This window comes from Synechococcus sp. RedBA-s (assembly GCF_024345495.1).
In the GTDB taxonomy this organism is placed as follows: Bacteria; Cyanobacteriota; Cyanobacteriia; order PCC-6307; family Cyanobiaceae; genus Regnicoccus_A.
Genome location: NZ_JAGQBF010000008.1, coordinates 45061 through 67500 on the forward strand (window position 1 = coordinate 45061; position 22440 = coordinate 67500).

Annotated in this window: 35 protein-coding genes, 1 tRNA gene and 1 pseudogene; 20 read left to right on the forward strand and 17 right to left on the reverse strand. The window is 64.3% G+C overall.

The window, feature by feature from the left end; all coding sequences use genetic code 11:
* The first annotated feature begins 33 nt into the window (after window positions 1-33).
* Genes KBY67_RS04635 through KBY67_RS04650 form a run of 4 tightly spaced genes read left to right on the forward strand, consistent with a single transcriptional unit; the run spans window position 34 to window position 1600 of the window.
* Window positions 34-456 (forward strand): YkvA family protein, encoded by a 423-nt coding sequence (locus tag KBY67_RS04635; protein WP_255109242.1) that lies wholly within the window; start codon window positions 34-36, stop codon window positions 454-456.
* Entirely contained in the window at window positions 456-818 is a 363-nt protein-coding gene (locus tag KBY67_RS04640; protein WP_255109244.1) for a hypothetical protein, read from the forward strand. The genes KBY67_RS04635 and KBY67_RS04640 overlap by 1 nt, the downstream gene beginning before the upstream one ends.
* A 39-nt stretch (window positions 819-857) precedes the next feature.
* A complete protein-coding gene (locus tag KBY67_RS04645; protein WP_255109246.1) occupies window positions 858-1109 on the forward strand; it encodes a hypothetical protein in 252 nt (83 codons plus the stop codon).
* The gene (locus KBY67_RS04650) at window positions 1109-1600 is read left to right on the forward strand and encodes a phosphate-starvation-inducible PsiE family protein (protein WP_255109248.1); all 492 of its coding nucleotides are present in this window, start codon (window positions 1109-1111) and stop codon (window positions 1598-1600) included. The genes KBY67_RS04645 and KBY67_RS04650 overlap by 1 nt, the downstream gene beginning before the upstream one ends.
* On the opposite strand, the gene KBY67_RS04655 is transcribed toward KBY67_RS04650, so the two are convergent.
* Window positions 1542-2081 carry a Nif11 domain/cupin domain-containing protein gene (locus KBY67_RS04655; RefSeq protein WP_255109250.1) on the reverse strand — a complete coding sequence of 180 codons (540 nt, stop codon included), beginning with the start codon at window positions 2079-2081 and terminating at the stop codon, window positions 1542-1544. The two genes, KBY67_RS04650 and KBY67_RS04655, sit on opposite strands and share 59 nt — an antisense overlap.
* A gap of 9 nt (window positions 2082-2090) precedes the next feature.
* Window positions 2091-2570: a GNAT family N-acetyltransferase gene (locus KBY67_RS04660; RefSeq protein ID WP_255109252.1), complete on the reverse strand. Its 480-nt coding sequence runs from the start codon at window positions 2568-2570 to the stop codon at window positions 2091-2093.
* 166 nt (window positions 2571-2736) lie between these two features.
* Here KBY67_RS04660 and KBY67_RS04665 point away from each other — a divergent pair, with 166 nt between their 5' ends.
* Together KBY67_RS04665 and KBY67_RS04670 are read left to right on the forward strand one after the other, a co-directional pair.
* Window positions 2737-2970 carry a DUF3136 domain-containing protein gene (locus KBY67_RS04665; RefSeq protein ID WP_255109254.1) on the forward strand — a complete coding sequence of 78 codons (234 nt, stop codon included), beginning with the start codon at window positions 2737-2739 and terminating at the stop codon, window positions 2968-2970.
* A gap of 24 nt (window positions 2971-2994) precedes the next feature.
* Entirely contained in the window at window positions 2995-3381 is a 387-nt protein-coding gene (locus KBY67_RS04670) for a c-type cytochrome (protein ID WP_255109256.1), read from the forward strand.
* A gap of 15 nt (window positions 3382-3396) precedes the next feature.
* Here KBY67_RS04670 and KBY67_RS04675 read toward each other — a convergent pair whose 3' ends face one another.
* Both KBY67_RS04675 and KBY67_RS04680 read right to left on the reverse strand, forming a co-directional pair.
* Window positions 3397-3666 carry a YciI family protein gene (locus KBY67_RS04675; RefSeq protein WP_255109258.1) on the reverse strand — a complete coding sequence of 90 codons (270 nt, stop codon included), beginning with the start codon at window positions 3664-3666 and terminating at the stop codon, window positions 3397-3399.
* Window positions 3667-3723: 57 nt separating this feature from the next.
* Complete coding sequence (locus tag KBY67_RS04680; RefSeq protein WP_255109260.1) at window positions 3724-4110, reverse strand: molecular chaperone DnaJ; 387 nt, start codon at window positions 4108-4110, stop codon at window positions 3724-3726.
* 225 nt (window positions 4111-4335) lie between these two features.
* On the opposite strand from KBY67_RS04680, the gene KBY67_RS04685 reads away from it, so the two are divergent.
* From KBY67_RS04685 to KBY67_RS04695, 3 genes are read left to right on the forward strand one after another with little or no spacing between them, the layout of a single operon-like run.
* Window positions 4336-4521 (forward strand): hypothetical protein, encoded by a 186-nt coding sequence (locus KBY67_RS04685; RefSeq protein ID WP_255109263.1) that lies wholly within the window; start codon window positions 4336-4338, stop codon window positions 4519-4521.
* Between the two features lie 48 nt (window positions 4522-4569).
* Entirely contained in the window at window positions 4570-4725 is a 156-nt protein-coding gene (locus KBY67_RS04690; RefSeq protein WP_255109265.1) for a hypothetical protein, read from the forward strand.
* A 52-nt stretch (window positions 4726-4777) separates the two neighbouring features.
* The gene (locus KBY67_RS04695; RefSeq protein ID WP_255109267.1) at window positions 4778-5062 is read left to right on the forward strand and encodes a FeoA family protein; all 285 of its coding nucleotides are present in this window, start codon (window positions 4778-4780) and stop codon (window positions 5060-5062) included.
* On the opposite strand, the gene feoB is transcribed toward KBY67_RS04695, so the two are convergent.
* From feoB to KBY67_RS04720, 5 genes are read right to left on the reverse strand one after another with little or no spacing between them, the layout of a single operon-like run.
* Entirely contained in the window at window positions 4998-6806 is a 1809-nt protein-coding gene (feoB, locus tag KBY67_RS04700) for a ferrous iron transport protein B (protein ID WP_255109269.1), read from the reverse strand. The two genes, KBY67_RS04695 and feoB, sit on opposite strands and share 65 nt — an antisense overlap.
* Window positions 6803-7456: a DUF938 domain-containing protein gene (locus tag KBY67_RS04705; protein WP_255109271.1), complete on the reverse strand. Its 654-nt coding sequence runs from the start codon at window positions 7454-7456 to the stop codon at window positions 6803-6805. Before KBY67_RS04705 ends, feoB begins: the two co-directional genes overlap by 4 nt.
* Window positions 7457-7464: 8 nt before the next feature.
* Window positions 7465-8295, reverse strand: coding sequence for a tryptophan synthase subunit alpha (gene trpA, locus KBY67_RS04710; protein ID WP_255109273.1), 831 nt, complete (start codon window positions 8293-8295; stop codon window positions 7465-7467).
* A gap of 42 nt (window positions 8296-8337) precedes the next feature.
* Entirely contained in the window at window positions 8338-8673 is a 336-nt protein-coding gene (locus KBY67_RS04715) for a DUF3007 family protein (protein WP_255109275.1), read from the reverse strand.
* Window positions 8670-8906, reverse strand: a complete 237-nt coding sequence (locus KBY67_RS04720; protein WP_255109393.1) for an NAD(P)H-quinone oxidoreductase subunit L — start codon at window positions 8904-8906, stop codon at window positions 8670-8672. The genes KBY67_RS04715 and KBY67_RS04720 overlap by 4 nt, the downstream gene beginning before the upstream one ends.
* A gap of 75 nt (window positions 8907-8981) precedes the next feature.
* Between KBY67_RS04720 and KBY67_RS04725 the strand changes: the two genes are divergently transcribed.
* From KBY67_RS04725 to KBY67_RS04735, 3 genes and pseudogenes are all read left to right on the forward strand, one after another.
* Window positions 8982-9065: transfer RNA gene (locus KBY67_RS04725), tRNA-Leu, on the forward strand.
* 459 nt (window positions 9066-9524) lie between these two features.
* Window positions 9525-9794, forward strand: a complete 270-nt coding sequence (locus KBY67_RS04730) for a potassium channel family protein (protein ID WP_255109277.1) — start codon at window positions 9525-9527, stop codon at window positions 9792-9794.
* A gap of 125 nt (window positions 9795-9919) precedes the next feature.
* A pseudogene (locus tag KBY67_RS04735) lies at window positions 9920-10606 on the forward strand (transposase); the annotation flags it as partial.
* Between the two features lie 140 nt (window positions 10607-10746).
* Here the strand turns inward: KBY67_RS04735 and KBY67_RS04740 are convergent.
* Window positions 10747-11148, reverse strand: coding sequence for a hypothetical protein (locus tag KBY67_RS04740; RefSeq protein WP_315855550.1), 402 nt, complete (start codon window positions 11146-11148; stop codon window positions 10747-10749).
* Between the two features lie 118 nt (window positions 11149-11266).
* Between KBY67_RS04740 and KBY67_RS04745 the strand changes: the two genes are divergently transcribed.
* Window positions 11267-11668, forward strand: coding sequence for an SOS response-associated peptidase (locus KBY67_RS04745; RefSeq protein ID WP_255109279.1), 402 nt, complete (start codon window positions 11267-11269; stop codon window positions 11666-11668).
* Between the two features lie 178 nt (window positions 11669-11846).
* Here the strand turns inward: KBY67_RS04745 and KBY67_RS04750 are convergent, their stop codons facing one another.
* On the reverse strand, window positions 11847-11999 hold the full coding sequence (locus tag KBY67_RS04750) for a hypothetical protein (RefSeq protein WP_255109281.1): 153 nt from the start codon (window positions 11997-11999) through the stop codon (window positions 11847-11849).
* A gap of 39 nt (window positions 12000-12038) precedes the next feature.
* Between KBY67_RS04750 and KBY67_RS04755 the strand changes: the two genes are divergently transcribed.
* From KBY67_RS04755 to KBY67_RS04765, 3 genes are all read left to right on the forward strand, one after another.
* Window positions 12039-12461, forward strand: coding sequence for an ATP-binding protein (locus tag KBY67_RS04755; protein ID WP_255109397.1), 423 nt, complete (start codon window positions 12039-12041; stop codon window positions 12459-12461).
* 151 nt (window positions 12462-12612) lie between these two features.
* Window positions 12613-12795 (forward strand): metallothionein, encoded by a 183-nt coding sequence (locus KBY67_RS04760; RefSeq protein WP_255109283.1) that lies wholly within the window; start codon window positions 12613-12615, stop codon window positions 12793-12795.
* Window positions 12788-13057: a CDGSH iron-sulfur domain-containing protein gene (locus KBY67_RS04765; protein WP_255109284.1), complete on the forward strand. Its 270-nt coding sequence runs from the start codon at window positions 12788-12790 to the stop codon at window positions 13055-13057. Before KBY67_RS04760 ends, KBY67_RS04765 begins: the two co-directional genes overlap by 8 nt.
* Window positions 13058-13087: 30 nt before the next feature.
* On the opposite strand, the gene KBY67_RS04770 is transcribed toward KBY67_RS04765, so the two are convergent.
* Window positions 13088-15367, reverse strand: coding sequence for an ATP-dependent RecD-like DNA helicase (locus tag KBY67_RS04770; protein WP_255109285.1), 2280 nt, complete (start codon window positions 15365-15367; stop codon window positions 13088-13090).
* 136 nt (window positions 15368-15503) lie between these two features.
* Here KBY67_RS04770 and KBY67_RS04775 point away from each other — a divergent pair, with 136 nt between their 5' ends.
* Both KBY67_RS04775 and KBY67_RS04780 read left to right on the forward strand, forming a co-directional pair.
* The gene (locus KBY67_RS04775) at window positions 15504-16892 is read left to right on the forward strand and encodes a cytochrome P450 (protein ID WP_255109286.1); all 1389 of its coding nucleotides are present in this window, start codon (window positions 15504-15506) and stop codon (window positions 16890-16892) included.
* 24 nt (window positions 16893-16916) lie between these two features.
* On the forward strand, window positions 16917-17183 hold the full coding sequence (locus tag KBY67_RS04780) for a class I SAM-dependent methyltransferase (RefSeq protein WP_255109287.1): 267 nt from the start codon (window positions 16917-16919) through the stop codon (window positions 17181-17183).
* Between the two features lie 629 nt (window positions 17184-17812).
* Here KBY67_RS04780 and KBY67_RS04785 read toward each other — a convergent pair.
* Entirely contained in the window at window positions 17813-17992 is a 180-nt protein-coding gene (locus KBY67_RS04785) for a hypothetical protein (RefSeq protein WP_255109288.1), read from the reverse strand.
* A 226-nt stretch (window positions 17993-18218) separates the two neighbouring features.
* Here KBY67_RS04785 and KBY67_RS04790 point away from each other — a divergent pair, with 226 nt between their 5' ends.
* Window positions 18219-18488, forward strand: coding sequence for a high light inducible protein (locus tag KBY67_RS04790; RefSeq protein ID WP_255109289.1), 270 nt, complete (start codon window positions 18219-18221; stop codon window positions 18486-18488).
* Between the two features lie 452 nt (window positions 18489-18940).
* On the opposite strand, the gene KBY67_RS04795 is transcribed toward KBY67_RS04790, so the two are convergent.
* From KBY67_RS04795 to KBY67_RS04805, 3 genes are all read right to left on the reverse strand, one after another.
* Window positions 18941-19720, reverse strand: a complete 780-nt coding sequence (locus tag KBY67_RS04795; RefSeq protein WP_255109290.1) for a hypothetical protein — start codon at window positions 19718-19720, stop codon at window positions 18941-18943.
* Between the two features lie 117 nt (window positions 19721-19837).
* The gene (locus KBY67_RS14740; protein WP_255109291.1) at window positions 19838-20527 is read right to left on the reverse strand and encodes a DUF1214 domain-containing protein; all 690 of its coding nucleotides are present in this window, start codon (window positions 20525-20527) and stop codon (window positions 19838-19840) included.
* Window positions 20448-20906 (reverse strand): DUF1254 domain-containing protein, encoded by a 459-nt coding sequence (locus tag KBY67_RS04805; RefSeq protein WP_255109292.1) that lies wholly within the window; start codon window positions 20904-20906, stop codon window positions 20448-20450. Before KBY67_RS04805 ends, KBY67_RS14740 begins: the two co-directional genes overlap by 80 nt.
* Before the next feature lie 508 nt (window positions 20907-21414).
* On the opposite strand from KBY67_RS04805, the gene KBY67_RS04810 reads away from it, so the two are divergent.
* Complete coding sequence (locus KBY67_RS04810) at window positions 21415-21780, forward strand: AbrB family transcriptional regulator (RefSeq protein ID WP_255109293.1); 366 nt, start codon at window positions 21415-21417, stop codon at window positions 21778-21780.
* Between the two features lie 129 nt (window positions 21781-21909).
* Here the strand turns inward: KBY67_RS04810 and KBY67_RS04815 are convergent, their stop codons facing one another.
* Window positions 21910-22359 (reverse strand): CopD family protein, encoded by a 450-nt coding sequence (locus tag KBY67_RS04815; protein WP_255109294.1) that lies wholly within the window; start codon window positions 22357-22359, stop codon window positions 21910-21912.
* Window positions 22360-22440 lie beyond the last annotated feature (81 nt).

Here is a 22440-nt window from a genome sequence, read left to right on the forward strand (position 1 = left end):
TGATGGCCGTGTCCGCTGCTCCCTGAGTGAGCCATGGCCCCAATCGACGCCAGCCTGTACGACTTCTCTGATGGATCCGCTTCAGGGCGCGGCTCAGACTCTGGAGATCAGACCACCGTTGAGACGGAAGTGCTGGAGAGCACGGTCATCGACGAAGGGCTGCTTAAGAGGCTGCTGCGCAAGGCGGGTCGTGCCATTGCCCTGCCGGCCCTGGAATGCCTGGAGCTGCTGCTTGATGGCAGCACCCCCAACCAGGTGCGGCTGACCATGCTCGCCGCCCTCACTTATCTGCTGCTGCCCTTCGATCTCATTCCCGATTTCATTCCCGCCGCAGGCTTCAGCGATGATCTGGTGGCGCTCACGGCCCTGCTGGGCCTCACCGGGCGCCATCTCACCCCAGACATCCGCTCCAGGGCCCGGCGCAAGCTGGATCGCTGGTTCCCCCCCGGCCGTTGATGCCCGATCCCAGCAGCTCACCCGCCAGAACGGCTCCTGCTGAGCGCTCCTTCCTCAGCGACCAGCAGCTGGAGGACCTCCAGACCTTCCTCAAGGACTGGCTGCGCCACCAGGGACGCACCCAGGCGGATCTGAGGCGGGCCCTGCAGGCCGAGTCGATTCGGATGCCGGTGCTGCTGGACACCCTTCAGCAGCTGCATGCCCAGGGGGGGGTCAGTGCCCTGGCCGCGAGGCTCTGCAACATCGAGGAGCTGTGGCACCGGCAGGAGGGCGATGGGGCCTACTCCGACGAGGCTGGAGAGATTTCCCAGGACCAGCTGGATCTGCTTCTTGAGGAGATCCGACAGGACCGGCGGATCTAGCGCCCGGAGGGCAGAGTGGCAGGAGCCACGCAGCCCTCCATGGCATCCACTTCCCCCAAGATCCTGGCGATGGCGGTCCTCGCCCTGCTCGCCCTGGCCCCATCAACCCTCAAGGCCCAGAGCTTGCGCTACAACCTTGGTCCCGGCAGCCGGGTGGGCGTGCCCACCCAGGTGGAGCCCACTGATTGCGTCACCGATCCCAAGGATGGGGCGGTGACCTGCGACACCAAGCTCAAGAACCCTCCGGGCGAGTCTCCCGCTCGCCCCCAGTTCGAACCCTTTAACAATTGATGGCCAGATTCTCCGGCCTCTTTGATGACGAAGCGTTCCTGGCGCTCGTCGATCGTTTTGAGCGGCAACTGGCCAAGGCGCTCTCGATTCTGCTCTGCGTGGTGCTGATCGCCGCCTCCACTCAGCTGATTGTTCGGGTCTGGCAGGAGTTCTTCAACCCCAGCACCGGTTGGCTAGGCAACGATCTGATCAAAATCCTCGGTGATGTGCTCACCGTGTTGATTGCCCTAGAGGTGCTGCAGAACGTCACCGCCTACCTGCGCCACCACGTGGTGCAGATCGAGCTGGTGCTGCTCACCGCCCTCACCGCCGTGGCGCGGAAGGTGATCGTGCTCCAGCCCGGCGCCGAGGACAAACCCCTGCTGCTGGCAGGACTGGGGATCACGGTGTTGAGCCTCTCGGCGGGGTACTGGCTGGTGCGTTCCTCCACGCTCATGGAGAAGGCGTCCAGAAGAGGGCGAGCCAAAGTGTTCCGGGATCCGGATCAGTAGCCACCACCCGGTGGCGACGTCGGGGGGCGATCAGCAGGCTGTCGCCCACCGCCAGATCCCGTGTCCCGGCCTCATCCTCGAAGCGCAGGCGGGCACTGCCACGCAGCAGCAGCACCCATTCGCTCTGCGGCTGCTCGCACCACTGGCCGCTGGCTGTGCTGTGGGCGCAGGAGTGAATCCGCTCCAGGCGCAGGTCGGGGCTCTTCAGCAGCACGTCCAGCCGTTCCTCCCCCGCCGGCGGACAGGGGCTTTGCAGCAGGTTGCCCGCTCCGACGAGCTTCCCTGTCTGCAGGTCTGCGACCGGTTCGCCCCAGCGCTTGCCGATGTCATAGCCCTGCGCCCGGGCCAGGGCCACCACCTCGTGGTGACTGGAGCAGCCCGCCAGGGCCGCACGCAGCTCGGGCTGTGCCTCGCTCTGGGCCACAAAGGCGTTGAGCTGGCGAACTTTCTCGAGAAAGGTCTGCAGCTGCTCCTCGGCCATGGCGGGCGCTCAGTCGGAGGGCAGGTCCTTGACCATACGGAAGCGGCGAAAGGGCACGGAGCCGATGTTGAGTTCCTCGATCCAGTCGACGCTCCAGCCCTCCCGCTCGAACAGGGGGCGCGAGAGAAAGCTGGCTTCCGTGCGCAGTCGACGGCTGCCGTAGCCCCGCGCCAGGGCCTCGAGGGCACGGAGTAAGGCCGTGGAGCGGCCCTGGCGGCTGGCCCTGCCACGGCAGTAGAGCAAAGAGATGCGATCGGCGGGCTCCAGCACCGCGAAGGCCTCGATCACGGCACCATCCCGGGAGCAGCTGGCCAGGCCGATGCCCTGCGCCAGGATCGTGTCGAGAGGGGAGCGCTCCAGCACCACATCCGCCCAGGCCTTCACCTGCTCGGGGCTGTAGAGCTGTGGGGCCTGGCTGAGCACCGCGTCGCGGTACACCTCACGCACCGCCTCAAGGTCGTGGGGGCTGAGGGGTCGCTGGCTGTGCATGGGCTGGCCCCTGGCTGGCTGCTGGGAGGGTATCGAGGCGGCCCAACGAATTGAGACAACTTTGTTTCAGCGCCTGCCCCTGGCCTGGTGCCGCCTGGCCCGCTGCATAGCGTGGTGTCAGGTTCAGCGTTTGGCCGTGTCAACACGGTGAGCGCCGGGGAACGCCATGGCAGGCTCACGACCGCCCAGCATCGGTGAACTGGAGGCGGGCTTTTCGGCCTACTGCCAGGCCCTGCGTCGTCTGGTGGCCGACGGCCGCAGTCTGGAGCGCATCGAGCTCACCCTCTGCTGGCATCACCTCAGTGCCCTGCACAGCTCCCTGCCCCGGCGCTACCGCTCACCGCAGGATCTCTACGACCGTTACCTGCGCGCCCTGAAGGCTGACAAACCAGCAGACTGACACTCCTGGCGCCCCAGCCCCCGGATGACTTTGCTTCAGACCATCTCCAGCGGCCCCTCGGCCTGGCGCCGCTGGCTGGGGTTCCTGGCCTTGTTCGGCCTTGTGCTGCTGCTCTGGTGGCCCCAGCCGGCCTGGGGCGCGTCCGGCGAGAGCCTGTTTGCCAACCATTGCGCCGGGTGCCACATCAATGGCGGCAACATCCTGCGTCGCGGCAAGACCCTCAAGCTCAAGGCCCTGGAGCGCAACGGCATCACCGGCCCCGAGGCCATCGCCGCCATTGCCGCAGCCGGCCTCGGCCAGATGTCGGGCTACGGGGAGGTGCTGGGCCCAGGGGGACCGCAGGCGGTGGCCGACTGGGTGTGGCAGCAGGCCCAGCTCAACTGGCCCGCAGCGACGAAACCCGCGGCCTGAGAGTTGGCGCTGAGATCAGAAGGCCTGAATCCAGGGGTAGACCTCCACGCCAGTCCAGATCCCCTGGCGCCAGTACACATCGCCCTTCACCAGGGCTTCCACCTGCTCCTGGCTCTCGGCTTCATAGAGGCCGAACACCCTGGTGGTGCAGGCGGTGGGCCCGAGGGTGAGCAGCACTCCCTGCTCCTTCTGCTGGCGCAGCCCGGCCAGATGCTCCTCGCGGAAGGGCCCCCGCCGTTCAAGAACGTCAGGGCTGTAGGTGCCCCAGAGAACGAATTTGGCCATCGGCTGTCGCTAATCTCCCTAGCACTCTGACTGCAGACCCGGCGCAGCCCAAGCGCCTCAGCTCTGAAGGCCCCGGCCAAGGAGCAGGTCGCGGGCGCCGTTGACCAGCTGCATGGTGTCGTGCTGGCCGCCACGGTCGGGATGGTGCTCGGCCGCGGCCAGCTTCCAGGCGCGGGTCACAGCGGTGGCTGTGATGCGGCCGCAGCGCGGCAGGTGCAGCCGTTGCCGGGCCACGATGGAGTCCAGGTCGGGGTGCTTGCCAAGGGGCCCCCAATCGGCCTTGCTGAGGGCTGGATTGCGTTTCTTGCCGCCCCTGGCCTGGCCCTTGGCGCGGCCAGAAGTGGCCCGAGTGGCTTGGCTGGATCCGAATCCCTTGCGCGGCTCCTGCTGAACGGGTCGGGCGCGGGCCAGGGGAGAGTCAGGTTTGTGCAGGGTCTGGGGCATGGCTGTAGCTGATCGTGAACCCAGCCTGATGCATCACCGAGCAGCCTTGGGTGTTCATCTGCCAACACTGATTACTGAAAAGCAACTGGCTGTCAAGCTTCTGAAATACTCCTTTACGTTGGCAAGGCTTCCGGGTTTGCTCCGGGTCACCGTCACACTTCGATCAACCATCTGAGGCTTCAAGTCAATCGGGGCCCAGCCAATCCAGAGAACTCGTTGTTACCCATGACTCTTCACCAAGGCCAGATGGTCCGGCTCACCACCAGCCCTGACCACACCTATCAAGTGATCAATATCGACGCCGACACCAGCACCTGCTGGGTGCGCCGCTGGCCCCTCTCCCGCCATGGCTCGCCACCCTTTGCCCTGTCGCTGGATCAACTCCAGCAGCTCGAGGCCGCCACCGTCTGATCCATCCACCGCCGCTGACCTCCACTCGCACCTGAGCTGCACACGCGCTTGACCTCCAATTTCCAACTCCAGGGAGACCCCGTTGTGATTCCCATCCGTTATCTGATCTGCTCCCGCCTGCTGGGCACTACCACCCGCCTGCTGCTGCTGCTGGGGGCGATCTCCGCCAGCCTCGGCGAATGGCTGCTCCACAGCGTTCTCTGAACGCCGCACTGCTTGAGTGCACCCAGCCGTTGAAGCAGCCCTGAACCAGGACATGAACCTGGCCGACGCGCCCCTCGCTCAGCCGCTGGAGCTGCTCACTCTCCCCAGCCATCCCAACCTGAAGGCACGGCTGCGGGCCATGGGGGTGAAGCCGGGTTGCCAGTTACTGGTGATGCGCCGGGGCAGCCCAGGCGGCATCCTGCACCTGCGCATGGGCCTGCTCGATTTCATGCTGCGTCGCTCAGATGCCTCCGAGATGGAGGCGCGGCCCCTCAGCTCATACCGAGACGAAGCCCTCCCTGGTACAGGAGGAAGGCCATCACCCAGGCCAGGCTGAAGGACCACAGCAGCGACAGCGCCACGAAGCGACCGCTGTGGCTTTCCCTCAGCTGCACCGCCACCGTCGAGAGGCAGGGGGTGTAGAGGAGGGTGAACATCATGAAACTCAGGGCCTGCAGCGGCCGGATCGCCCCCACCACCGCGCTGGCCAGGGCGCTCTCGCGGGTGGCATAGATCACCGCCATGGCCCCCAACAGGATTTCCTTGGCAATGAAGCCGAAGATCAGCGAGATCGTCAGCTCAGGGTTCATGCCAATCGGCCCCAGCAACGGCTGCACCAGCCTGCCGATCTGACCCGCCAGTGACTGGCCGGAGAGGTGATCCACCCCCGGGGGGAGGTTGTTCAGCAGCCAGATGGCGATCACCCCGAGGATGATGAAGCGGCGGGTAGTGAAGAAGAACGTCACCATTTCAAGCCAGGCGCGGCTGAACACCGTGCCCAGGCTGGGGGCCCGATACGGGGGCAACTCCAAGACAAAGCCCCCCTGGCTGGGGAACACCCCCTTGAACAACAGGGCCGTGAGCACGGCGGCACCAAAGCTGACCACATAAAAGCCGAAGATCACCGCCCCCGCGGCCCACCAGGGCCTGGGGAAGAAGGCGCCGGCCATGAACACGAACACCGTCAGCCTGGCCTGACAGAGCGAAAACGGAATCATCAGCATCGCCAGCCAGCGCTGGGGCCGGTCGCGAATCACCCGGGTGCCCATGATCGCCGGCACATTGCAACCGAAGCCCATGATCTGCAGCACAAAGCTGCGGCCATCGAGCCCCAGCCAGTGCATCACCCCATCCATCAGAAAGGCCGAGCGGGCCAGATAGCCCGAGTCTTCGATCAGGGCGATCATCATGTAAAAGAGAAAGATGATCGGCATGAAGCTGATCACCGTGGTGGCGCCCATCCACAGCCCCTCGCTGAGCAGCCGGCTGAAGAAATCAGGCAGGTCCAGGGATTCCAGGGCCGGTTGCAGCAGCTGGGCCTCGAGGCCGTCGAACAGGCTGGCCAGCCAGGCCTGGATCGGCCCGCCCACGGCATAGATCAGCTGGAACACCGCCAGCATCACCACAAAGAAGCTGAGCAGGCCCAGCAGGGGGTGCAGCAACAGCCGATCGAGGCGGTCGCGACCGGGATCCGGATTGGGTTGGTCGTGGCCGGCGATGCAGCTGGCCACCAGCCGGGCCTGGTGCTCCTCCAGCTCCGTTTCAGGCAGCAGGCGAGTGGGGGCCGGCACCAGCTGGGCAAAGCCGTGGATGCGCTCCAGCAGCGTGTCGAGCCCCTGGCCCTGGCGGGCACTGATCACCAGCACCGGCAAGCCCAGGTCGGCAGCCAGGCGCTGGTGGTCGATGCGGACGCCGAAGCGCCGGGCCTCATCGCCCATGTTCAAGGCCAGGAGCAGAGGCAGCCCGGTGGCCTGCAACTCCAGGGCCAGCCGCAGCTGAGTGTCGGCATGGCTGGCATTGAGCACCACCACCGCCAGATCCGGACGGGTGGCGCTGAGGAAGCGGCGCACGATCGCCTCATCCTCACTGCTGCCGAGCAGGTCGTGGATGCCAGGCAGATCGATCAGGTCGTAGGGGCGGCCGCAGCTGTCGGCGGGCAGGGATCCGCGCAGCAGATCCACTGTGAGCCCGGGCCAGTTGGCCACCCTGGCGTGGCCGCCGGTGAGCTTGTTGTAAAGCGTCGACTTGCCGGTGTTGGGCATCCCCAGCAGGGCCACCTGCACCGCCGTGGCGCTGGTCATGGCCGGGGAGAAGGCCCCGCCGCGTCCTCGCGGCGGAACACCAGCAACCGGTTGTTAGCGGGCATGGGCAGATCATCGATGGCCTGCAATCCACAGCCGGCAGCCAGTCCGCTGATCTCCCGGGCATCGCGCACGCCCATGGCGGGATCGAGGCTGCGCAGGTGTTGATCGAAGGCGGCGTTGCTGGCACTGGTGTGACGGCCCCCGTCATGGAAGGGGCCGTAGAGCAGCAGCAGGCCCGAAGCCCTGAGCACCCTGGCGCTGCCCTCCAGCAGGGAGGGCACGGCACTCCAGGGCATGATGTGCGCCGTGTTGGCGCTGAAGACCGCATCGAAGGGGCCCGCAGGCCAGTGGGGCTGGAGCACATCCAGTTCAGCGGGGGCCAGCAGCCACCCCAGCTGACCGCTGGCCTGACCCTCGAGCTGGCAGCGGCGGCGCAGATCAGCCAGGTTGATGGCCCGGTCGCTGGGCTGCCACACCACCTGCAGGTGCCGGCAGAGGTGCACGGCGTGCTGGCCGGTGCCGGAGCCCACCTCCAGCACCCGCTGCCCCTGCTGCAGCCACTGGCGCAGCGCCGCCAGGATCGGTTCCTTGTTGCGTTCGCAGGCCTCGGAGAAGGGCAGGGCCATGGGGGAGTCGTCCGGGACCATGGGCGGTTTCAGGCGTCGAGGGCCCGGCGCAGACCGGCGATGAATCCAGCGGCGGCGGCAGCGGGATCGGAGCCCTGCTGGTGGGCTGCTGCCATCACCTTCACCAGGGCACTGCCGACGATCGCTCCATCGGCGCCCCAATCGCGCACTTGCCGGGCCTGCTCGGGGCCCGAGATGCCGAAGCCCACCGCCACCGGCCTGGGGCCGAGGCCCTTGAGCTGCTGCACCAGATCACCCACCCGGCTCTCCAGGCTGGTGCGCACACCGGTGACCCCCGTGACACTCACCAGATAAGTGAAGCCGCGGCTGGCCTCAGCAATCCGCGCCATCCGCTCCGCAGGGGTGGTGGGTGCCACCAGCAGCACCAGGTCGAGGCCGTGACTAGTGGCGATCGGCGAGAGGCGCTCCGCTTCCTCCAGGGGTAGGTCGGGCACCACTAGCCCGGCGGCACCGGCGGCGGCGGCGTCGCGGCAGAAGGCTTCGAGACCGCGGTTGAGCAGTGGGTTGGTGTAGGTGAAGAGCACCACGGGCAGGCTCAGCTCACCCTTCAAGCTGGCGAGCATCTCCAGCACAGCGCCGGGGGTGGTGCCGGCGGCGAGGGCCCGACCGGCAGCGGCCTGGATCACCGGCCCGTCGGCCAGGGGATCGCTGTAGGGAATCCCTAGCTCGATCAGGTCACTGCCCTCGGCCTCCAGGGCCAGCAGGGTGGCGCGGGTGGTGGACAGGTCGGGATCGCCCGCCATCAGGAAGGGCATCAGGGCGCAGCGCCCCTGCTGCTGGAGCCCAGCGAAGCGCCGCTGGATCGGGGTGATGGCGAGGGTGGCGGGAGCGGCGCTCATCGGGGCCGTGCGGCGGAGGCGGGCAGCCCTGAGCCTATGGGGTCAGGCTGTGGCGTCGTCCTGCCACTGGCCGATCTCCCGCAACAGCTTCTCCTGCTCCACAGGGGTGAGGGCGTCGAATTCCTTCTGCAGTTCCTCGGTGGTGAGGGCATCGAAGGCAGCGCGGTAGCGACGACGCTGCTCCATGAAACTCATCTTGCCGGTAACCACCCGCAGCAGGTAGGAGCCCGTCCAGCCCATGACCAGCAGGATCAGCAGGGCCTCGGCGGCAATGCCGGCTGAAAAACCCTCGAATCCCGCAGCCTTGAAGCCCGCGTAGCCCACTCCACCGGCGAGGAAAACCCCGAGCCCGATCAGCAGCGCCTGACCCCGCTTCATTCCCCCTGACCCGCCATGCGCAGGTTCAGGAAGGGCGCGAACAGGATCAGGCCGGGGAAGAACAGGAACACAAGGCCGTAGACCGCCGTGCGCTCGATCTTGCCCATCACGGTCCAGCGCTTGTGCATCCAGGCGTAGAGGGCCAGGGGCACCACCACCAGGTAGGCACCGCCCAGCAGCAGATAGGCGCCCAGCACCAGCAGAGTGTCAGGGGAGATCGACCCAAGATCCATGGTCAAGGAGCTCAGCAACCCGGGGAACGGCACGACCGTGGAGGCAATGTGACGCAAACCTAGGATCCCTTGGCCGGGGGCATGGCGAAATTGGTAGACGCAGCGGACTTAAAATCCGCAGACGGCAACGTTGTGGGGGTTCAAGTCCCCCTGCCCCCATCGCTCAGATCGCTCAGATTGCTTACAGGACAGAAGCCGCTGCAAAGTGGCCGATGGACAGGCTGCGGAACTTCCCCCTCACAGGAACGGATCCGGCTGAAGGGCACCTTTACCCAGCAGAACCAGCACGTCCCTGCGGCGTCGTTACGGGCTCAGAAGTTTCCTCAGCCCACTCCCTGCGCCTGGGCTGGTTCAGTTTCTCGCGTCCACGTCATCTGTTCAGACGCAACGCATCAAGCGGGCGTTGGCATGACCTGATGCAGGACTCGGAAGGGGCCTTTGTTCACCTCTACGATCAGATTCAGGCCTTCGTGATGGGGATCAACAACTCCGCCCGGCAGACCACACCAACCAGCTCTGGTGTACTGAATCAGCCCTGACTGACCCAGTGACCCTGAGGTCCGCCTCTCACCTGTTGGCTGCCCTTGCCGTTCTCCTCCAGCCGTCCGCTCCTCCGTCTTGCCATTGGGCTGGTCGGCCCTCTCCTCAGCCGGGGTGCTGCTGATCTGTCTGTTCACGGTGGGGACTCTGATCTGGCTGGCGGAGCACCGCACCAACCCGGACAATTTCCCCTGTCATTCCCTGCGCGGAGCGGGTAATGGCATGTGGTTCGCCCTCGTCACCCTCACCTCCGTGGGCTATAGCGACTGGGCCCCGGTGGCGCCGGCTCCACTCCCAAAACTGGCGCTGATGGATCGTGCGCAACTGTCATGCTTACTCAAAGTCTGAGATAACAGCCTATAAACCATGAAAGTGACTGTCGAGCTGTACGAAAAGGAGACTTGATTAGGTAGCAAGCTCCGTCAGCTGACTTTGTCGCCTAGCCTGGTATGTGCGTACCAGTGGTGACTGCCATGGCCATGAGTCGGATTCAGTTCCAGGCCGGCCTGTCGCTGCCAAGGTTCATCGAGCTCTACGGCACCGAGGAGAAATGCGTAGCCCTTGGGCTTCTGCGAAGCAGTAGCAGCCTTGGTTCAGGCGCGCTGGCCTGATGGCTTCCGTTGCCGCCGCTGTGAGGGCAAGGAGTACGGACTGATCCACGGCAGGCGCCACAAGCGATATCAATGCCGGAGCTGCCGTCATGAGGCCACCCTCACGGCCGGAACCATCCTGGGGGCGACCAAGTTGCCTTTGACCACCTGGTTTCTCGCTTTCTACCTGGTGGGCCAGGCCAAGACACTGGCATCTCCTCACTCGCTCTGAGGCGCCATCTCGGCGTGAACTACCGCACGGCATGGCTGGCTCACAACAAGATCATGCAGGCAATAGTCGGTTGCCTGCATCAATCTGTGGTAGGGAAAGGACGCTATCCCAATGAACTGCCAGAATTCCGTTGGATCAACACGGTGCAGAGCAACTTGAAAACCAGCTTCAGTGGCACCTTCCATGCCCTGAAATTTGGTAAGTACGCTGATCGCTACCTCGGTGCCTTAAACTACCGCTTCAACCGGCTCTTCAACTTGGCAGCGATGACCGATCGTGTGTTTCATGTCATCTGCAGCTGCGGAGCTCGGCCGAAACGTATCTTGAGGAGTGCGGAGCAGCTACCTAATCAAGACCATGGATGCCGCCTGTCGGCCAATGTAAATTCACAAAGTTTTTCTTACAATGTACTCGAGGCTGTTTAATACGATTAAGGAGTGGATATTCGAGTCGAGCTAGATATTCCTAATTCTCAAATCTAATAATTATCACCATACTTCACATCGGTTTTAGCATTCATAAGTTCAACGGTTGTTTGATAACCCTGAGCAACCGTATATTCGTGCTGTAGGCCTATGCTTCTGAGTGCTTCTACGTCGTAGCTTGGAGCAGTAATCCAACTAAAGCCTTTTCCAAAGGTATTGTCAGGGTTAACGACATACCAATGGCATGCAGTGTCGGGAACAGAGACTGAACATTTCGTCCAATCGTTATCCCACTGGGGCACCTGTACAAATGTAAGTATCGCAAATAAGAAACTGAAAATGGCGGGAAACACGGAAAACCAGCAATATTTCCAAATGTAACACGCCCTGGCCTGCCCCGTTTCCTCTTGGTCGGCGCTGATCAACCAGCCCTCAAGAAGCCTCAGACGCTCCAAGGGACCAGCTGCACCCGTACGTGGCTGGTCATGGCTTCCGGCAGGGTGGTTGCCCTGCCAGGGGGCAGTCCACGCAGATTGGGAGCAGCCCAGCCGGATCCACAGGCGTCGCTGATGTGTGGCCGCTACTCGCCTCACCTCCACGATCGATCAGTTGCTGCCAAGGCTCAAGGGTCCGCTGACGGGGGGGTTCCTCGAGCACTACCAGGCGCGTCAGCAAGTGCGGACCGGTGAACCGCTGCTGATCCAGCGGCTGCAGCAGGGGAGGCCTGAGGTGGGCTACGCCCAGTGGGGTCTGGTCCCCAGCTGGCTGAAGGACACAAGCGGCAAAAGCCGCCCGATCAATGCCCGCAGCGAAACCGTGAGTCAGAAGCCGTTCTTTCGCGGTCCGTGGCGCCATCACCGCTGCCTGCTGCCGGCCAATGGCTTCTACGAATGGATACCGTCACCAGAAGGGGAAGGCCATGGCCCCAAAGGGAAGAAGCAGCCCGATGGATGGGAAGAGGGCTGGAAGCGCTGATTGACCTGTGGGATCCCACCGGCTGGGAGGCTATTCCTGTCGACTGGTTGTGATCTGCCCGAGTGGTCAACTCTGCTGTTACCGAGGGGGTTGCATGCTTCAGGAGTTGGATCCGAACCGTTGTGCCGCCTCGGCATAGTCGGCCTCGAACTCAAACCCTCCCTGCTCCAACCCCAGTTCACAGCAGGCCGCTGATCTCGCTGAGGCAGGCCAGCTCGGGTGCCGTGAAGGTCTCGCTCAGCGTCTCCAGGCTGTAGGTCACCTCCGGCTGGTTCACCGGCAGGCCCTTCTGACCGATCGCGGCCACCGCCACCGCATCGAGCCCATCCACTGGCAGGAGCTGGAAGGCCTCGCCAGGGATCCGGACTGGCTGCAGCGAGGCGAGAACCTGCTGTTACTCGGCCCCAGCGGTGTCGGCAAGACCCACATGGCCAGCGGCATCGCCCTGGCCCGGATCGGCCTGGATCAGCCCTGCCGCTTCTATCCCGCCACCGCCCTGGTGCAGGAGTTGCAGAAGACCCGCTCCGACTACGCACTGCCGGCAGCACTGCAACGGCTGGATCGCTACCCCCTGCTGTTGATCGATGATGTCGGCTACGTGCGGCGCTCGATCCTGATCACCTCCAACCAGCCGTTCAGCGCCTGGGAGGAGATCTTTCCCAGCAGCTCCATGACAGTGGCAGCAGTGGGACGGCTGGTGCACCACTGCCGAATCGTGGAGATCAAAGGCGACAGCCACCTCCGAGCGCAGGCCGCCAGCCGGGCTCTGGTCAAAAGCCAGGGCGAGGAGTAATTGTCGCCCGGCGACAGGCTGGTGCCGAACTCGCCAGGTGCTGGTGGAGAAACGCCCGCTGCCGGCAGACCGTGGTGTTAGTTGGCAAGCCGATCCACCGCAGCGGCGCCGGCTCCAGAGTGGGTTCAGCTGCCCTGAGCAAGGAGACGCCATGACCACGACCCTGGAGAGACCAACCACGCTGCAGTGCGCCTGCCCGGGCTGTCACTGCACGGTGCATGGGGACACAGCAATCCGCAGCGACACCTTGCTCTTCTGCAGCGACGCCTGCGCCACGGGGCACCCCAACGGCGAGCCCTGCCACGCCGGCTGCGGCTGCGAATGCCATGGGTGAGCCTGCTTCGCCCTTTGTCGGTCCGATTCCCCTGGAGCTGCCAGCCGGCGTGCACCAGCTCTGCCGCTGCGGCCGCAGCCGCCATGGCTGGTTCTGTGATGGCGCCCACCTCGGCACCGGCTGGGTGTCGCGCGAGCTGCGGCTCGAGCAGGCCAGCACGGTGATGATCTGTGGCTGCGCCCATTCCCACCACTACCCGCTCTGCGATGGCTGCCACGCCAAGCCAGCGGTCAGCAGAACCTGGTGGAAATGGTGGGCCTGAGCGGGTCTCGATCGTCGGGACCGCTGCCGCTCAGCTGAGGCACTCCGCCAGCTTGGTGTAACGCCTACGGCCCAGGTGGTTCTTGACGGCCATTGCCAGGGCTTTCTTCTGGCCCACCAGCACCACCAGCTGCTTGCCTCTGGTGATGCCGGTGTACACCAGGTTGCGTTGCAGCATCGCGTAGTGCTGGGTCAGCAAGGGGATCACCACGGCGGGGTATTCGCTGCCCTGGCTCTTGTGGATCGTGCAGGCATAGGCGGGCACGAGGTTGTCGAGTTCGCCCCAGCCGTAGGTCACCTCCCGGCTGTCAAAACGCACCGTCAATTCACTGGCATCGGCGTCGATCGTTTCCACCCTGCCCACATCGCCGTTGAACACCTCCTTCTCGTAGTCGTTGGCCACCTGCATCACCTTGTCGGCCGGGGCAAAGCGCCAGCCGAATCGCTCCACCTGCTCTGTGGGGTCGGGGTTGAGCAGCTGCTGTAACTCGATGTTGAGCGACCTTGAGCCACAGCCACCGCGGGCCATCGGGCAGAGCACCTGCACCTGGGCGATTGGATCGAGGCCAAAGCGGGCCGGGATGCGTTCGCCCACCACCTTGAGGATCAAGGCCACCGCCTGCTCGGGCGTTTCGGCGGGAAGAAAATAGAAGTCGGTAGTGGCCTCAGCCGGCGGCGGCCGCAGATCGGGGATGGTGCCGGCGTTGATGGCGTGGGCGGTGGTGATGATGCGGCTGGAGGCCGCCTGGCGGAACACCTCCGTGAGCCGGGCCACCGGCAGGGCGCCGCTGTTGATCAGATCAGCCAGCACCTGGCCGGGCCCCACTGAGGGCAGCTGGTCCACATCACCCACCAACAGCAGGGCCGCCTCGGGCGGGAGGGCATCCAGCAGGGAGGCCATCAACGGCACATCCACCATCGAGGTCTCATCCACCACCAGCAGATCGCACTCCAGCGGTAGCTCGGCCTTGCGCTTGAAGCCAAAGGCCGCCGGATCGAACTCCAGCAGCCGATGGATCGTCTTGGCTTCCAGCCCGGTGGTTTCGCCCATCCGCTTGGCGGCCCGGCCGGTAGGGGCGCAGAGCAGGATGCGCAACTTCTTGGCGGCCAGGATGCGCAGGATGGCGTTGATCAAGGTGGTCTTGCCCACCCCCGGTCCGCCGGTGATCACCAGCACCTTGCTGGAGATGGCCTGCTCCACCGCTGCCTTCTGGCTGGCGGCGAGCTCCAGGCCCAGCCGTTGCTCCACCCACGGGACAGCTTTCGCTGCATCGATGGCTCCCCAGAGCGGAGCGCCCACCGCCAGCGCCTGGAGGGACAACGCGATCCGCCGTTCATCGCGGTGCAAGTTGGACAGGAAGATGGCCGGCTCACCGGCCAGGGTGTCGGCCACCACCGAGCCCTCGCTCAGCTCCAGATCCAGGGCGCACTCGATCAGGCCGCTCTCCAGGGGCACCCGCTTGGTGGCGCCGGTCTCATCAAGGGGCCCACTGGGCCGCTCGACGGCCAGCAGCTCACCGGCCAGCTTGAGCAGCTCGGCGGTGGGCAGGCCGCAGTGGCCATCACCGCTGGCCTCCAGCAGGGCATAGCTGACGCCAGCCCTCAGGCGGATCATCGCCTCGGGTTCGATACCCAGCCGGGCGGCGATCGCATCAGCAGTGCGGAAGCCGATGCCGCGGATGTCACGGGCCAGGCGGTAAGGGTTCTCCGCCATCACCTGCACGGCGTCATTGCCGTATGTCTTGAAGATCCGCACGGCCCGGGCGGTGCCGACGCCCTGGCTGTGCAGGAAGACCATGATTTCGCGCACCACCTTCTGATCCGCCCAGGCCTGGCTGATCCGCTGGCCCCGCACCGGGCCGATGCCGGGCACCTCCCGCAGCCGCTCGGGGGCCTGCTCGATCACCTCGAACACCTGATCGCCGAACACCGCCACGAGCTTGCTGGCGTAGATCGGGCCGATGCCGCGGATCATCCCCGAACCCAGGTACTTCTCGATGCCTTCTGCGGTGGTGGGCGCTGAGGCCTTGAGGAAGGAGGCCTTGAACTGCTGGCCATGCTCTCGGCTGTTCACCCAGGTGCCGCTCACCGTCACCCATTCACCGGCGCTGATCTCGGCGGCATGACCTACCACCGTCACCAGGTCGCGGTGGCCGCGCGCCTTGATGCGCAGCACGCAGAAGCCGTTCTCGGCGTTATGGAAGGTGACGCGCTCGATCGATCCGGCCAGCACCTCGGTGGGCTGCGGGCTGGCCGGGGCCGGATCGATAGGAGTCGGGCGTGCCAGAGCAGGGCCATCCGGTGGGTTCACCCTTGCAGAAGGCAAGACAATCAGGGCGCACCGTGTCGGCTGCCGTACTGGGACGCAGAAACAAGGGTTAGAGGCCCCTGGGCATCACGACGTCAGCGCATGGCTGCCAGCCTGGGCACCACTCGGCTGCGGTTGCTTGCCCCTCGTTTCCACCACCCTTCGGCCCCTGCCGTGCACGCCTGCGGTGAGCGGTGTGCTCGAGACCCTTGCCTTCCTGCGAGATCCTGATTTCGCCCGTTCACGCTTCGAGCGCTATGGGGATGTCTACGAAACCAGCCTGCTGGGGCAACGCACCGTGTTCATTCGCGGCGGACAGGCGATCGGCGACCTGTTCGCCCAGGGTGAGGCGGTCCAGGGCTGGTGGCCAGACAGTGTGCGGGAGCTGCTGGGGCCGCTGTCGCTGGCCAACCGCAACGGTGTCGATCACAAGGCCCGCCGTCGGGTGGTGGGGCAGCTGTTCGCCTCTGCTGCCCTGAGGCGGTATAGCCCGGCGATCGTGGCGCTGGTGGAGGCGCTCAACCAGGAGCTGCTAGGCGCGGATGCGCCCGTCGCCCTGGTGCCAAAGCTGCGGCGCTTTGCCTTCAGCGTGATCGCCAGCACGGTGCTGGGCCTCGATGCTGTTGATCGCGAGGCCCTGTTCGTGGATTTCGAGATCTGGTGCCAGGGCCTGTTCTCCCTCCCTTTCGCCTTGCCAGGCAGTCCATTCGCGAGAGCCCGTCAGGCTCGCAAGCGCCTGTTGCTGCGTCTGGGCTCTGTGCTCCAGAAGGCCGAGGCCGCCGCTGCCTCCGGAACGCCCCTCGCCGCCGGCGGCCTCGATCTGCTGGCCGGAGGACTGGATGAAGCCGGTCTCCCCCTGGCCGACGACGACGTGGCGGAGCAGCTGCTGCTGCTGCTGTTTGCTGGCTACGAAACCACCGCCTCCTCGCTGAGTTGTCTGCTTTTGACCCTGCTCCAGCATCCCGCTGAACTGGCTTGGCTGCAGGAAGAACTCGACAGCTTGGCTTGGCCAGCTCCGGAGGGGGAAGCGGTGACCGCCTACGACGCCCTGCGCGCCCCACGTCTTGATGCGGTGGTGAAGGAAGTGATGCGGCTGACCCCGCCGGTGGGGGGCTTCTTTCGCCGCACACGGGAGCCCATCGCCCTTGCCGGTGTGCTGGTGCCGGCCGATCGGGTCGTGCAGGTGAGCATTGCCGCCAGCCAGCGCCACGGCGCAGATCCGGAGGATCTGGCGGCCTTTCGGCCCCAGCGGCATCTGGACGGAGACGAAACAGTGACACTGCTGCCCTTTGGAGGGGGTGAGCGGGTCTGCCTGGGCAAGGCGCTGGCGGAGCTGGAAATCCGGCTGTTGGCGGTGGGGCTGCTCAAACAGCTCACCCTGGAGATGGAGCTGGATCAGGACCTGACGCTGGCCGTCATCCCCAGCCCTTCCCCGAAGGAAGGCCTGCTGGTGCGCCCACGCCGCAGAGTCACTGCTGCCGATCTCGTTCGCAGCGGTGGTGCTGGATCCGATGAGCAGCTGGGGTAGCCCTCAGCCAGAAACTTCCCACAATTGATTGGCCATGGGCTCAACGCCCTGGAGCAGGAAGCCAACCCATGGCTGGACCGCCATTGGCTGCAGAACCTCAACCTTGATCAGCACCTGCCTATGGAATCAGGCAGCGCTGATGCGGGAATGATCGTGGCCGGCTGGCAGTACCAGCAACAGCCGGAGGAGGTGGCCGCCGAACTGCTGCGGGTGCTGCGCCCCGGCGGCCAGCTGATCGTGGCGTTCTCCAACCGGATGCTCTTCCAGAAGGCCCCGGCCCTGGACCGATGACGACGACTGGCATCACTTCGTTCTCAGTTAATGACATGCACCTGGGAAACTGAGAACAACGAGTAACAGTTCTCTACACTAAGGTGGGGAAAAGAGCTTCCATCATTGAACGACCTCCTGGCTGCCGTCAATCTGATCTGTTTTGCGGTCATCGGAGGGGGAGCCTTTGCGTTGATGAGCCAGAATCTGCGCGGCTCCGCTCAGCTGGCTTCCTCTCAGACAAGTAGTTCCAAGCCTAGGCGCCACCCCGAAGCCCCCGAGCCCGGCGAGGAGATGTTGTACGTCGACCTCAGCCGGGAGCGGCTAGAAGATCTGTATCAGCAGGCGTCGTAAGCCGTCGGCAAGTCGGTTAATTGATCAAAAGACTTCCACCGATTTAATCATTTGAAAGCATAGATAAATAAGATTTGTACAGCATTGACTGTGCAAACTCTTTTCTAGCATTAGTTTATATTTAGCCTAAGCCGTCCTTCTATCAACTACCCAGCACGGAAGGCAGGTCAGTGCTGAGGCCAATCGAAAGCTTAAGCATGGCCTATTCCCTATCGGCCATTTCTCCCTCAAGCAAAGACAATGAAACCAATAGGGGGGCACTCAGGGAAAGGCGAGCAGAGTGACGTTTCTCAGTTTCATGTGGAGAGCCTGCAGCCCAGCTGGATTTCACCCTGATCGAGCAGTCGTCCGAGCCTCAGCGCCGTGGCCTCCTCCACTCGGGAGAAGCTGTCTTGCTGATGGGTGAGCCAGGAGAGCTCTTGGGGAGTGATGACCCCGCTGGAGAGAGATTTGAGAAAGAGCTGTCCGACCGTCATGGCTTTTGTAACGGAACGTAAAGAGTCTGCCTGATCCGTGGCCCCGCCCGTGGCCTCTGAAGCCAAAGGCTCTTTCCTCGTTGGCCACCTAACCAGGCTCCGCTTGCAGCTGGGGTCATCCAAGGTTGGCACTAGGGCCTGAGCCGCCCTGCTGGGGTGCAGAAGTTACATGCATCTACATTCCGCAATAATCTGTTACAGTTCTCTCATCTCCTGCGATCGCCTCATGGCCCAAGCCACCGCCACAGCCCCCAGCGCCCTTGATCGCGCCACCATTCGCGGAGCCACAGTCACCACCGAGGAAGGCGGTCGCCTCAATGCCTTCGCCACGGAGCCCCGCATGGAAGTGGTGGGTGCCGAGCGTGGTTGGGGCTTCCATGAGCGCGCCGAGAAGCTGAATGGCCGCATGGCCATGCTGGGTTTCATTGCACTACTGGCCACCGAATTCGCCCTGGGTGGTGAGGCCTTCACCCGCGGGCTGCTGGGCATCGGTTGAATCAACTGCCGAGATTTGTTCGACACAATCCAAAGAAGATTCTAATGGAAAGTTCCCTTTCGATCAGCAGAGAGTTCTTTGTCGAAGCCCATTCAAGGGCAATTGACAGCTGCACGGAACTTTAAGACCTCCGCAAAGTCTCCAAATCACTTCTGAGAGCTTGGCAGCTCCCTGCCCACCCCATTGACTGAGACCCATGCTTTTGCAAGGGTGCTCAGACTTGTGTCGGGCAGTCAGGGCGTCCGCACCGCCCGGGCGGCGCGGATCAAGCGAGAGTCGCGCATCTCCGCGTCCTGCAACATCTATGGCCCGGCCAGCATCAGCAAGCTTGAAGGCAGCCAGTAGGGACATTTCTATCTCTACTTTCTTCGCAGTTCGTGGTGAAAGAAATCACTTTGCTTGCATCAAAGTTGGCGACTGCCAGCTGCCCTCGCCGGGCGGCACACAGGCCACTACTTGGCGCCAGCGTTGTACTGATAGTTGCCCTCAAGCTGGTCGAGAACGACGGTGTTGGGCGGGTTGGAGTCTGCGGCGGCCGTCAGAACCATCTGCTTGTCCAGTTTGCGTGATCTGAACTGCCATCCCGTCGGCAAGGTCAGGCGCTTGCCCAGGGTGGGCAGGTTTTCGATCGTGTTCTTGGGGTCGGCTTTCAGGGACAGGCTGAACATGGTGTAGACGGAGCCCTCGGGAGTGATCAGCTCATACACCGTTTCGCCCGCATTGAAGATCATGCGACTGTCACGTTTGGAGACCAACGGCTTATAGGCTACCGGCGGTCCGGAAACGAACTTGTCGAAACTCGGGACTTCGAAGGTGCCGTCCAGGTTCAAGGGGATCCCGGCGATCACTCTTTGCTTGCAGCCATTCCAGGACATCGCGGTTATGGTGTTCGCCACCAGACGGCGCGGGCCATTGAAGAAGACCCCGTCGCCCCCGAACTCCTTCTTCAATGTATCCCCATTCAGGGCGCGGAAGCGCGCGTCCATCACGTCGTTGGGCGCGGGAAGGGCGTTGCTGAGAGAGTTGAAGTAGTTGCCGATCCCGCCGCTGTTGGGCTGGCGGAACATGAACAGAATCTCGTAGAAGGCTTTGCCGCGCCAGTTCTCAGCCTTGATCGGGCAGGGATCCGTCAGGTTGACGATCGGTTTGGATGCCGGTTTGGCTTGCGCTTGTACGGCGGGGTGCCAAGCCACCAAAGCGACCAGTGCGGCAGCGGCGAAGAAGGCAGGCAAGGCGTTCTGAATACTTTTCAAGATGGATCCTTTCGGTGAGTTCGGTGAGTTCGGTGAGGGTAATCGAGACTGCAATGGGGACGAGCGCTGATCAGAAACCGAGATTAACGAATCCGATCATTGCGCCTGCATCACCGCCGGCGGCTTCCAGCTGCCTTCGCCGGGCGGCAGGATCGACGGCGGCGTGTCCTTCGGCCAGTACAGGCGCATCACCATGTAGATCGGGCCATCCGGCGCGGGCAACCAGTTGGCTTCCTTGTCCTTGCCGGGCGAATCCTTCTGGATGAGCAGCGTGAGCGACCCGTCCGCGTTCTTCTTCATCTTCGGCAGCATTCCCGAGTTGATCAGGTAGCGGTTGATCGGGTTGTCGATCAGCAACTGCGTCTTGCCGTCGTACATCGTCACCGACCAGAACGAGTTCACAGGCGGCAGCTGGTCCTTCGCGAAGGTCAGGGTGTAGCGGTGCTTGCTGCCGTCCAGCGCGGTGCCGGTGCCGTCGGTCTTGGCCAACGGGTGCATGGCCTCGGCGGCGGCGTTGCCGTAAATGCCGGCCATCGCGGCGGCGGCGCGCAGCTCGTAGTCGCCCTTGAAGAAGGTGCGGTCGCCGAAGGCCGCGCCGACGAGCCAGCCGTTGATGTCCTTGCCGATCCTGTCGCGGCGCTTTTCGATCGCCTCGTATCCCTGCTTCACGGCCAGGCCCACCGCCGCCTTGTGCTCGAGCGAGAGGTCATTGAAGTTGAAGGTCTTGCCCAGGCCGATGCCGATGCTGGCGAACTTGGCGCGCAGCTCCTTTTCTTCCGCCACCACGGGCGCGAACTGCAGCAGGAAGTCGAGGGTGACCGCGAAGTCGGTCTTGAACGGGCCCTGGCCAACGAAAGGCGGGAACGCGATGCCGGTGCGGCGGGCGGCGGGCGGCGGGCGGCGCAGGCTGCTTCAGGAAGGCCGAAAGCGGCTCGGCGCGGATGCCGGCCTGCACCTTCTTCACGTTGTTGATATCGGCAGCGTTGAAGAGCTGGGTGCGGAAGATGATCAGGCTGAACTGCGTCTCTGAGCGGAACACCTTGGCGATGCCTTCGGGCTTGTTACCCTTCCATTTGGGGCCAGCGACCAAGTAACAGAGGCCAAGCGCAGCGGCCCCTGCTAAGCAGGAGGTCTTCTCCCCGCTCGTGCCATGAAAAGGATCCATGAACTCGCTTTGCTGGCCGTCTCTGGCGTGGCTTTCTCCCTGGCCGCAGGCAGTGTCTGCCTGGCACGACCGAACCCCGGGGGGATCGGGGGGCCGGCATCCGGGGCAGGTGTGGCTCCTGGGGCAGGGTTCGGTGCGGCAGGGCCTGGCCTCGATCGGGAGCCAGGGGTGGGCGCAGGTGGTGTCGGTGGCCCTGCCTCCGGCGCAGGGGTCCTGCCCGGTGCGGGAGTGGGAGAAGCAGGTGTCGGTGTGGAGGCACGGCCCGTGGAGAATCCAGGTGGTCTCGGTGGGCCTGCCTCCGGAGCCGGGGTTCGCCCTGGAGCGGGCTTCGGGGCACCAGGCGCGGGGATGTACCGGCGCTGATGTAATCAGGCGTATCGAACTGGCCTGCAACGGTGACAGGCGAGGCCTGCGAAAGCTTCTGTTGAAGGGACGGACACCCGCACCTTCATGGTCTGGCAGCCAACATCCTGATCGTTATTGTCAAGCTGATGGATGCAACAACACCATGGCTCTCACCGGATCTGAACTGCTCGCCAAAGTCAAGGAGCTGGGTGATGTCTCCAAGTCGGATCTGGTGCGAGCCGCCGGTTATGTGAGCAGCAAGAAGGACGGCAGCGATCGGTTGAACTTCACGGCCTTCTATGAGGCGCTGCTGGAAGCCAAAGGCGTCAGCTTGGGTGATGGCAACGGCAAAGGGAAGGCCGGCCGCAGCTTGAGTTACGTGGCCAAGGTGCAGTTCAACGGTAACCTGCTGGTAGGCATGGCCTACACCGGACTGCTTGGCCTCAAGCCCGGTGATGAGTTCGAGATCAAGCTCGGCAAGAAACAAATCCGTCTGATTCCTGCGGGCGCGGCTGACGACGAGGAGTGAAGGTAGCTGGGCTGGATCTCCAGCGCTGACAACGGCTTCAAGCTCACCCGTAGTTCCGGCGTCAGCAAGGAGAAGATCTGGGCCATCGGAGTGGCGGCTGGAAGGCCTGGCCGATGGGGAGCGAGCCTCTCAACCCAGCCCGCCCAGGCGGATGAGCGCGCCCACCACCACAAAAGCGATCGCCAGGGCTGTGATGCCACGGATGTGCCAGGCCAGGCCACTGAGGTTGGCGTCTGTGAGGTTGGGGATCAGCCGCAGGCGGGCATGCACGGCCAGTGCCGCGGTAGCGGCCAGCAGCAGCAGCTTGGTGCCCACCAGCATGCCGATCGGGTTCTGTGGGTTGAAGAGCCCCTGGAAGTGGGGAAGGTAGATCCAGCCCATCCACAGGCCGGTGACCACCTGGATGGCGAGAGCGGTGAGGCCCAGCGGCTCGAACGTCTCCTCGAAGGCGCGGATCGGCGCCGCATGGCCCTCGCGCAGGGCGCGGGGCAGCACGCCCAGATCCAGCACCAGATGGCCGCCGGTCCAGACCGTGGCGGCCAGGGCATGCACGATCACCAGCAGCGAGAACACAGCCATCTCAACGAGTGCACGGCAGCTTCCACGATGAAGCCCGTTCGGGCTGTCAGAGCATGAAGGTGATCGTCGATCTGTGTATGG

What these genes read in the sequence shown, in the direction of transcription:
- KBY67_RS04705 (WP_255109271.1), bottom strand. Translation starts at nt 7,456, where the DNA reads ATGGTCCCGGACGACTCCCCCATGGCCCTGCCCTTCTCCGAGGCCTGC.
- KBY67_RS04670 (WP_255109256.1), top strand. Translation starts at nt 2,995, where the DNA reads ATGACTTTGCTTCAGACCATCTCCAGCGGCCCCTCGGCCTGGCGCCGC.
- KBY67_RS04695 (WP_255109267.1), top strand. Translation starts at nt 4,778, where the DNA reads ATGAACCTGGCCGACGCGCCCCTCGCTCAGCCGCTGGAGCTGCTCACT.
- KBY67_RS04815 (WP_255109294.1), bottom strand. Translation starts at nt 22,359, where the DNA reads ATGGCTGTGTTCTCGCTGCTGGTGATCGTGCATGCCCTGGCCGCCACG.
- KBY67_RS04675 (WP_255109258.1), bottom strand. Translation starts at nt 3,666, where the DNA reads ATGGCCAAATTCGTTCTCTGGGGCACCTACAGCCCTGACGTTCTTGAA.
- KBY67_RS04685 (WP_255109263.1), top strand. Translation starts at nt 4,336, where the DNA reads ATGACTCTTCACCAAGGCCAGATGGTCCGGCTCACCACCAGCCCTGAC.
- KBY67_RS04785 (WP_255109288.1), bottom strand. Translation starts at nt 17,992, where the DNA reads ATGACGGTCGGACAGCTCTTTCTCAAATCTCTCTCCAGCGGGGTCATC.
- trpA (WP_255109273.1), bottom strand. Translation starts at nt 8,295, where the DNA reads ATGAGCGCCGCTCCCGCCACCCTCGCCATCACCCCGATCCAGCGGCGC.
- KBY67_RS04715 (WP_255109275.1), bottom strand. Translation starts at nt 8,673, where the DNA reads ATGAAGCGGGGTCAGGCGCTGCTGATCGGGCTCGGGGTTTTCCTCGCC.
- feoB (WP_255109269.1), bottom strand. Translation starts at nt 6,806, where the DNA reads ATGACCAGCGCCACGGCGGTGCAGGTGGCCCTGCTGGGGATGCCCAAC.
- KBY67_RS04635 (WP_255109242.1), top strand. Translation starts at nt 34, where the DNA reads ATGGCCCCAATCGACGCCAGCCTGTACGACTTCTCTGATGGATCCGCT.
- KBY67_RS04720 (WP_255109393.1), bottom strand. Translation starts at nt 8,906, where the DNA reads ATGGATCTTGGGTCGATCTCCCCTGACACTCTGCTGGTGCTGGGCGCC.
- KBY67_RS04645 (WP_255109246.1), top strand. Translation starts at nt 858, where the DNA reads ATGGCATCCACTTCCCCCAAGATCCTGGCGATGGCGGTCCTCGCCCTG.
- KBY67_RS04655 (WP_255109250.1), bottom strand. Translation starts at nt 2,081, where the DNA reads ATGGCCGAGGAGCAGCTGCAGACCTTTCTCGAGAAAGTTCGCCAGCTC.
- KBY67_RS04790 (WP_255109289.1), top strand. Translation starts at nt 18,219, where the DNA reads ATGGCCCAAGCCACCGCCACAGCCCCCAGCGCCCTTGATCGCGCCACC.
- KBY67_RS04805 (WP_255109292.1), bottom strand. Translation starts at nt 20,906, where the DNA reads ATGGATCCTTTTCATGGCACGAGCGGGGAGAAGACCTCCTGCTTAGCA.
- KBY67_RS04665 (WP_255109254.1), top strand. Translation starts at nt 2,737, where the DNA reads ATGGCAGGCTCACGACCGCCCAGCATCGGTGAACTGGAGGCGGGCTTT.
- KBY67_RS04810 (WP_255109293.1), top strand. Translation starts at nt 21,415, where the DNA reads ATGGCTCTCACCGGATCTGAACTGCTCGCCAAAGTCAAGGAGCTGGGT.
- KBY67_RS04660 (WP_255109252.1), bottom strand. Translation starts at nt 2,570, where the DNA reads ATGCACAGCCAGCGACCCCTCAGCCCCCACGACCTTGAGGCGGTGCGT.
- KBY67_RS04650 (WP_255109248.1), top strand. Translation starts at nt 1,109, where the DNA reads ATGGCCAGATTCTCCGGCCTCTTTGATGACGAAGCGTTCCTGGCGCTC.
- KBY67_RS04760 (WP_255109283.1), top strand. Translation starts at nt 12,613, where the DNA reads ATGACCACGACCCTGGAGAGACCAACCACGCTGCAGTGCGCCTGCCCG.
- KBY67_RS04640 (WP_255109244.1), top strand. Translation starts at nt 456, where the DNA reads ATGCCCGATCCCAGCAGCTCACCCGCCAGAACGGCTCCTGCTGAGCGC.
- KBY67_RS04765 (WP_255109284.1), top strand. Translation starts at nt 12,788, where the DNA reads ATGGGTGAGCCTGCTTCGCCCTTTGTCGGTCCGATTCCCCTGGAGCTG.
- KBY67_RS04680 (WP_255109260.1), bottom strand. Translation starts at nt 4,110, where the DNA reads ATGCCCCAGACCCTGCACAAACCTGACTCTCCCCTGGCCCGCGCCCGA.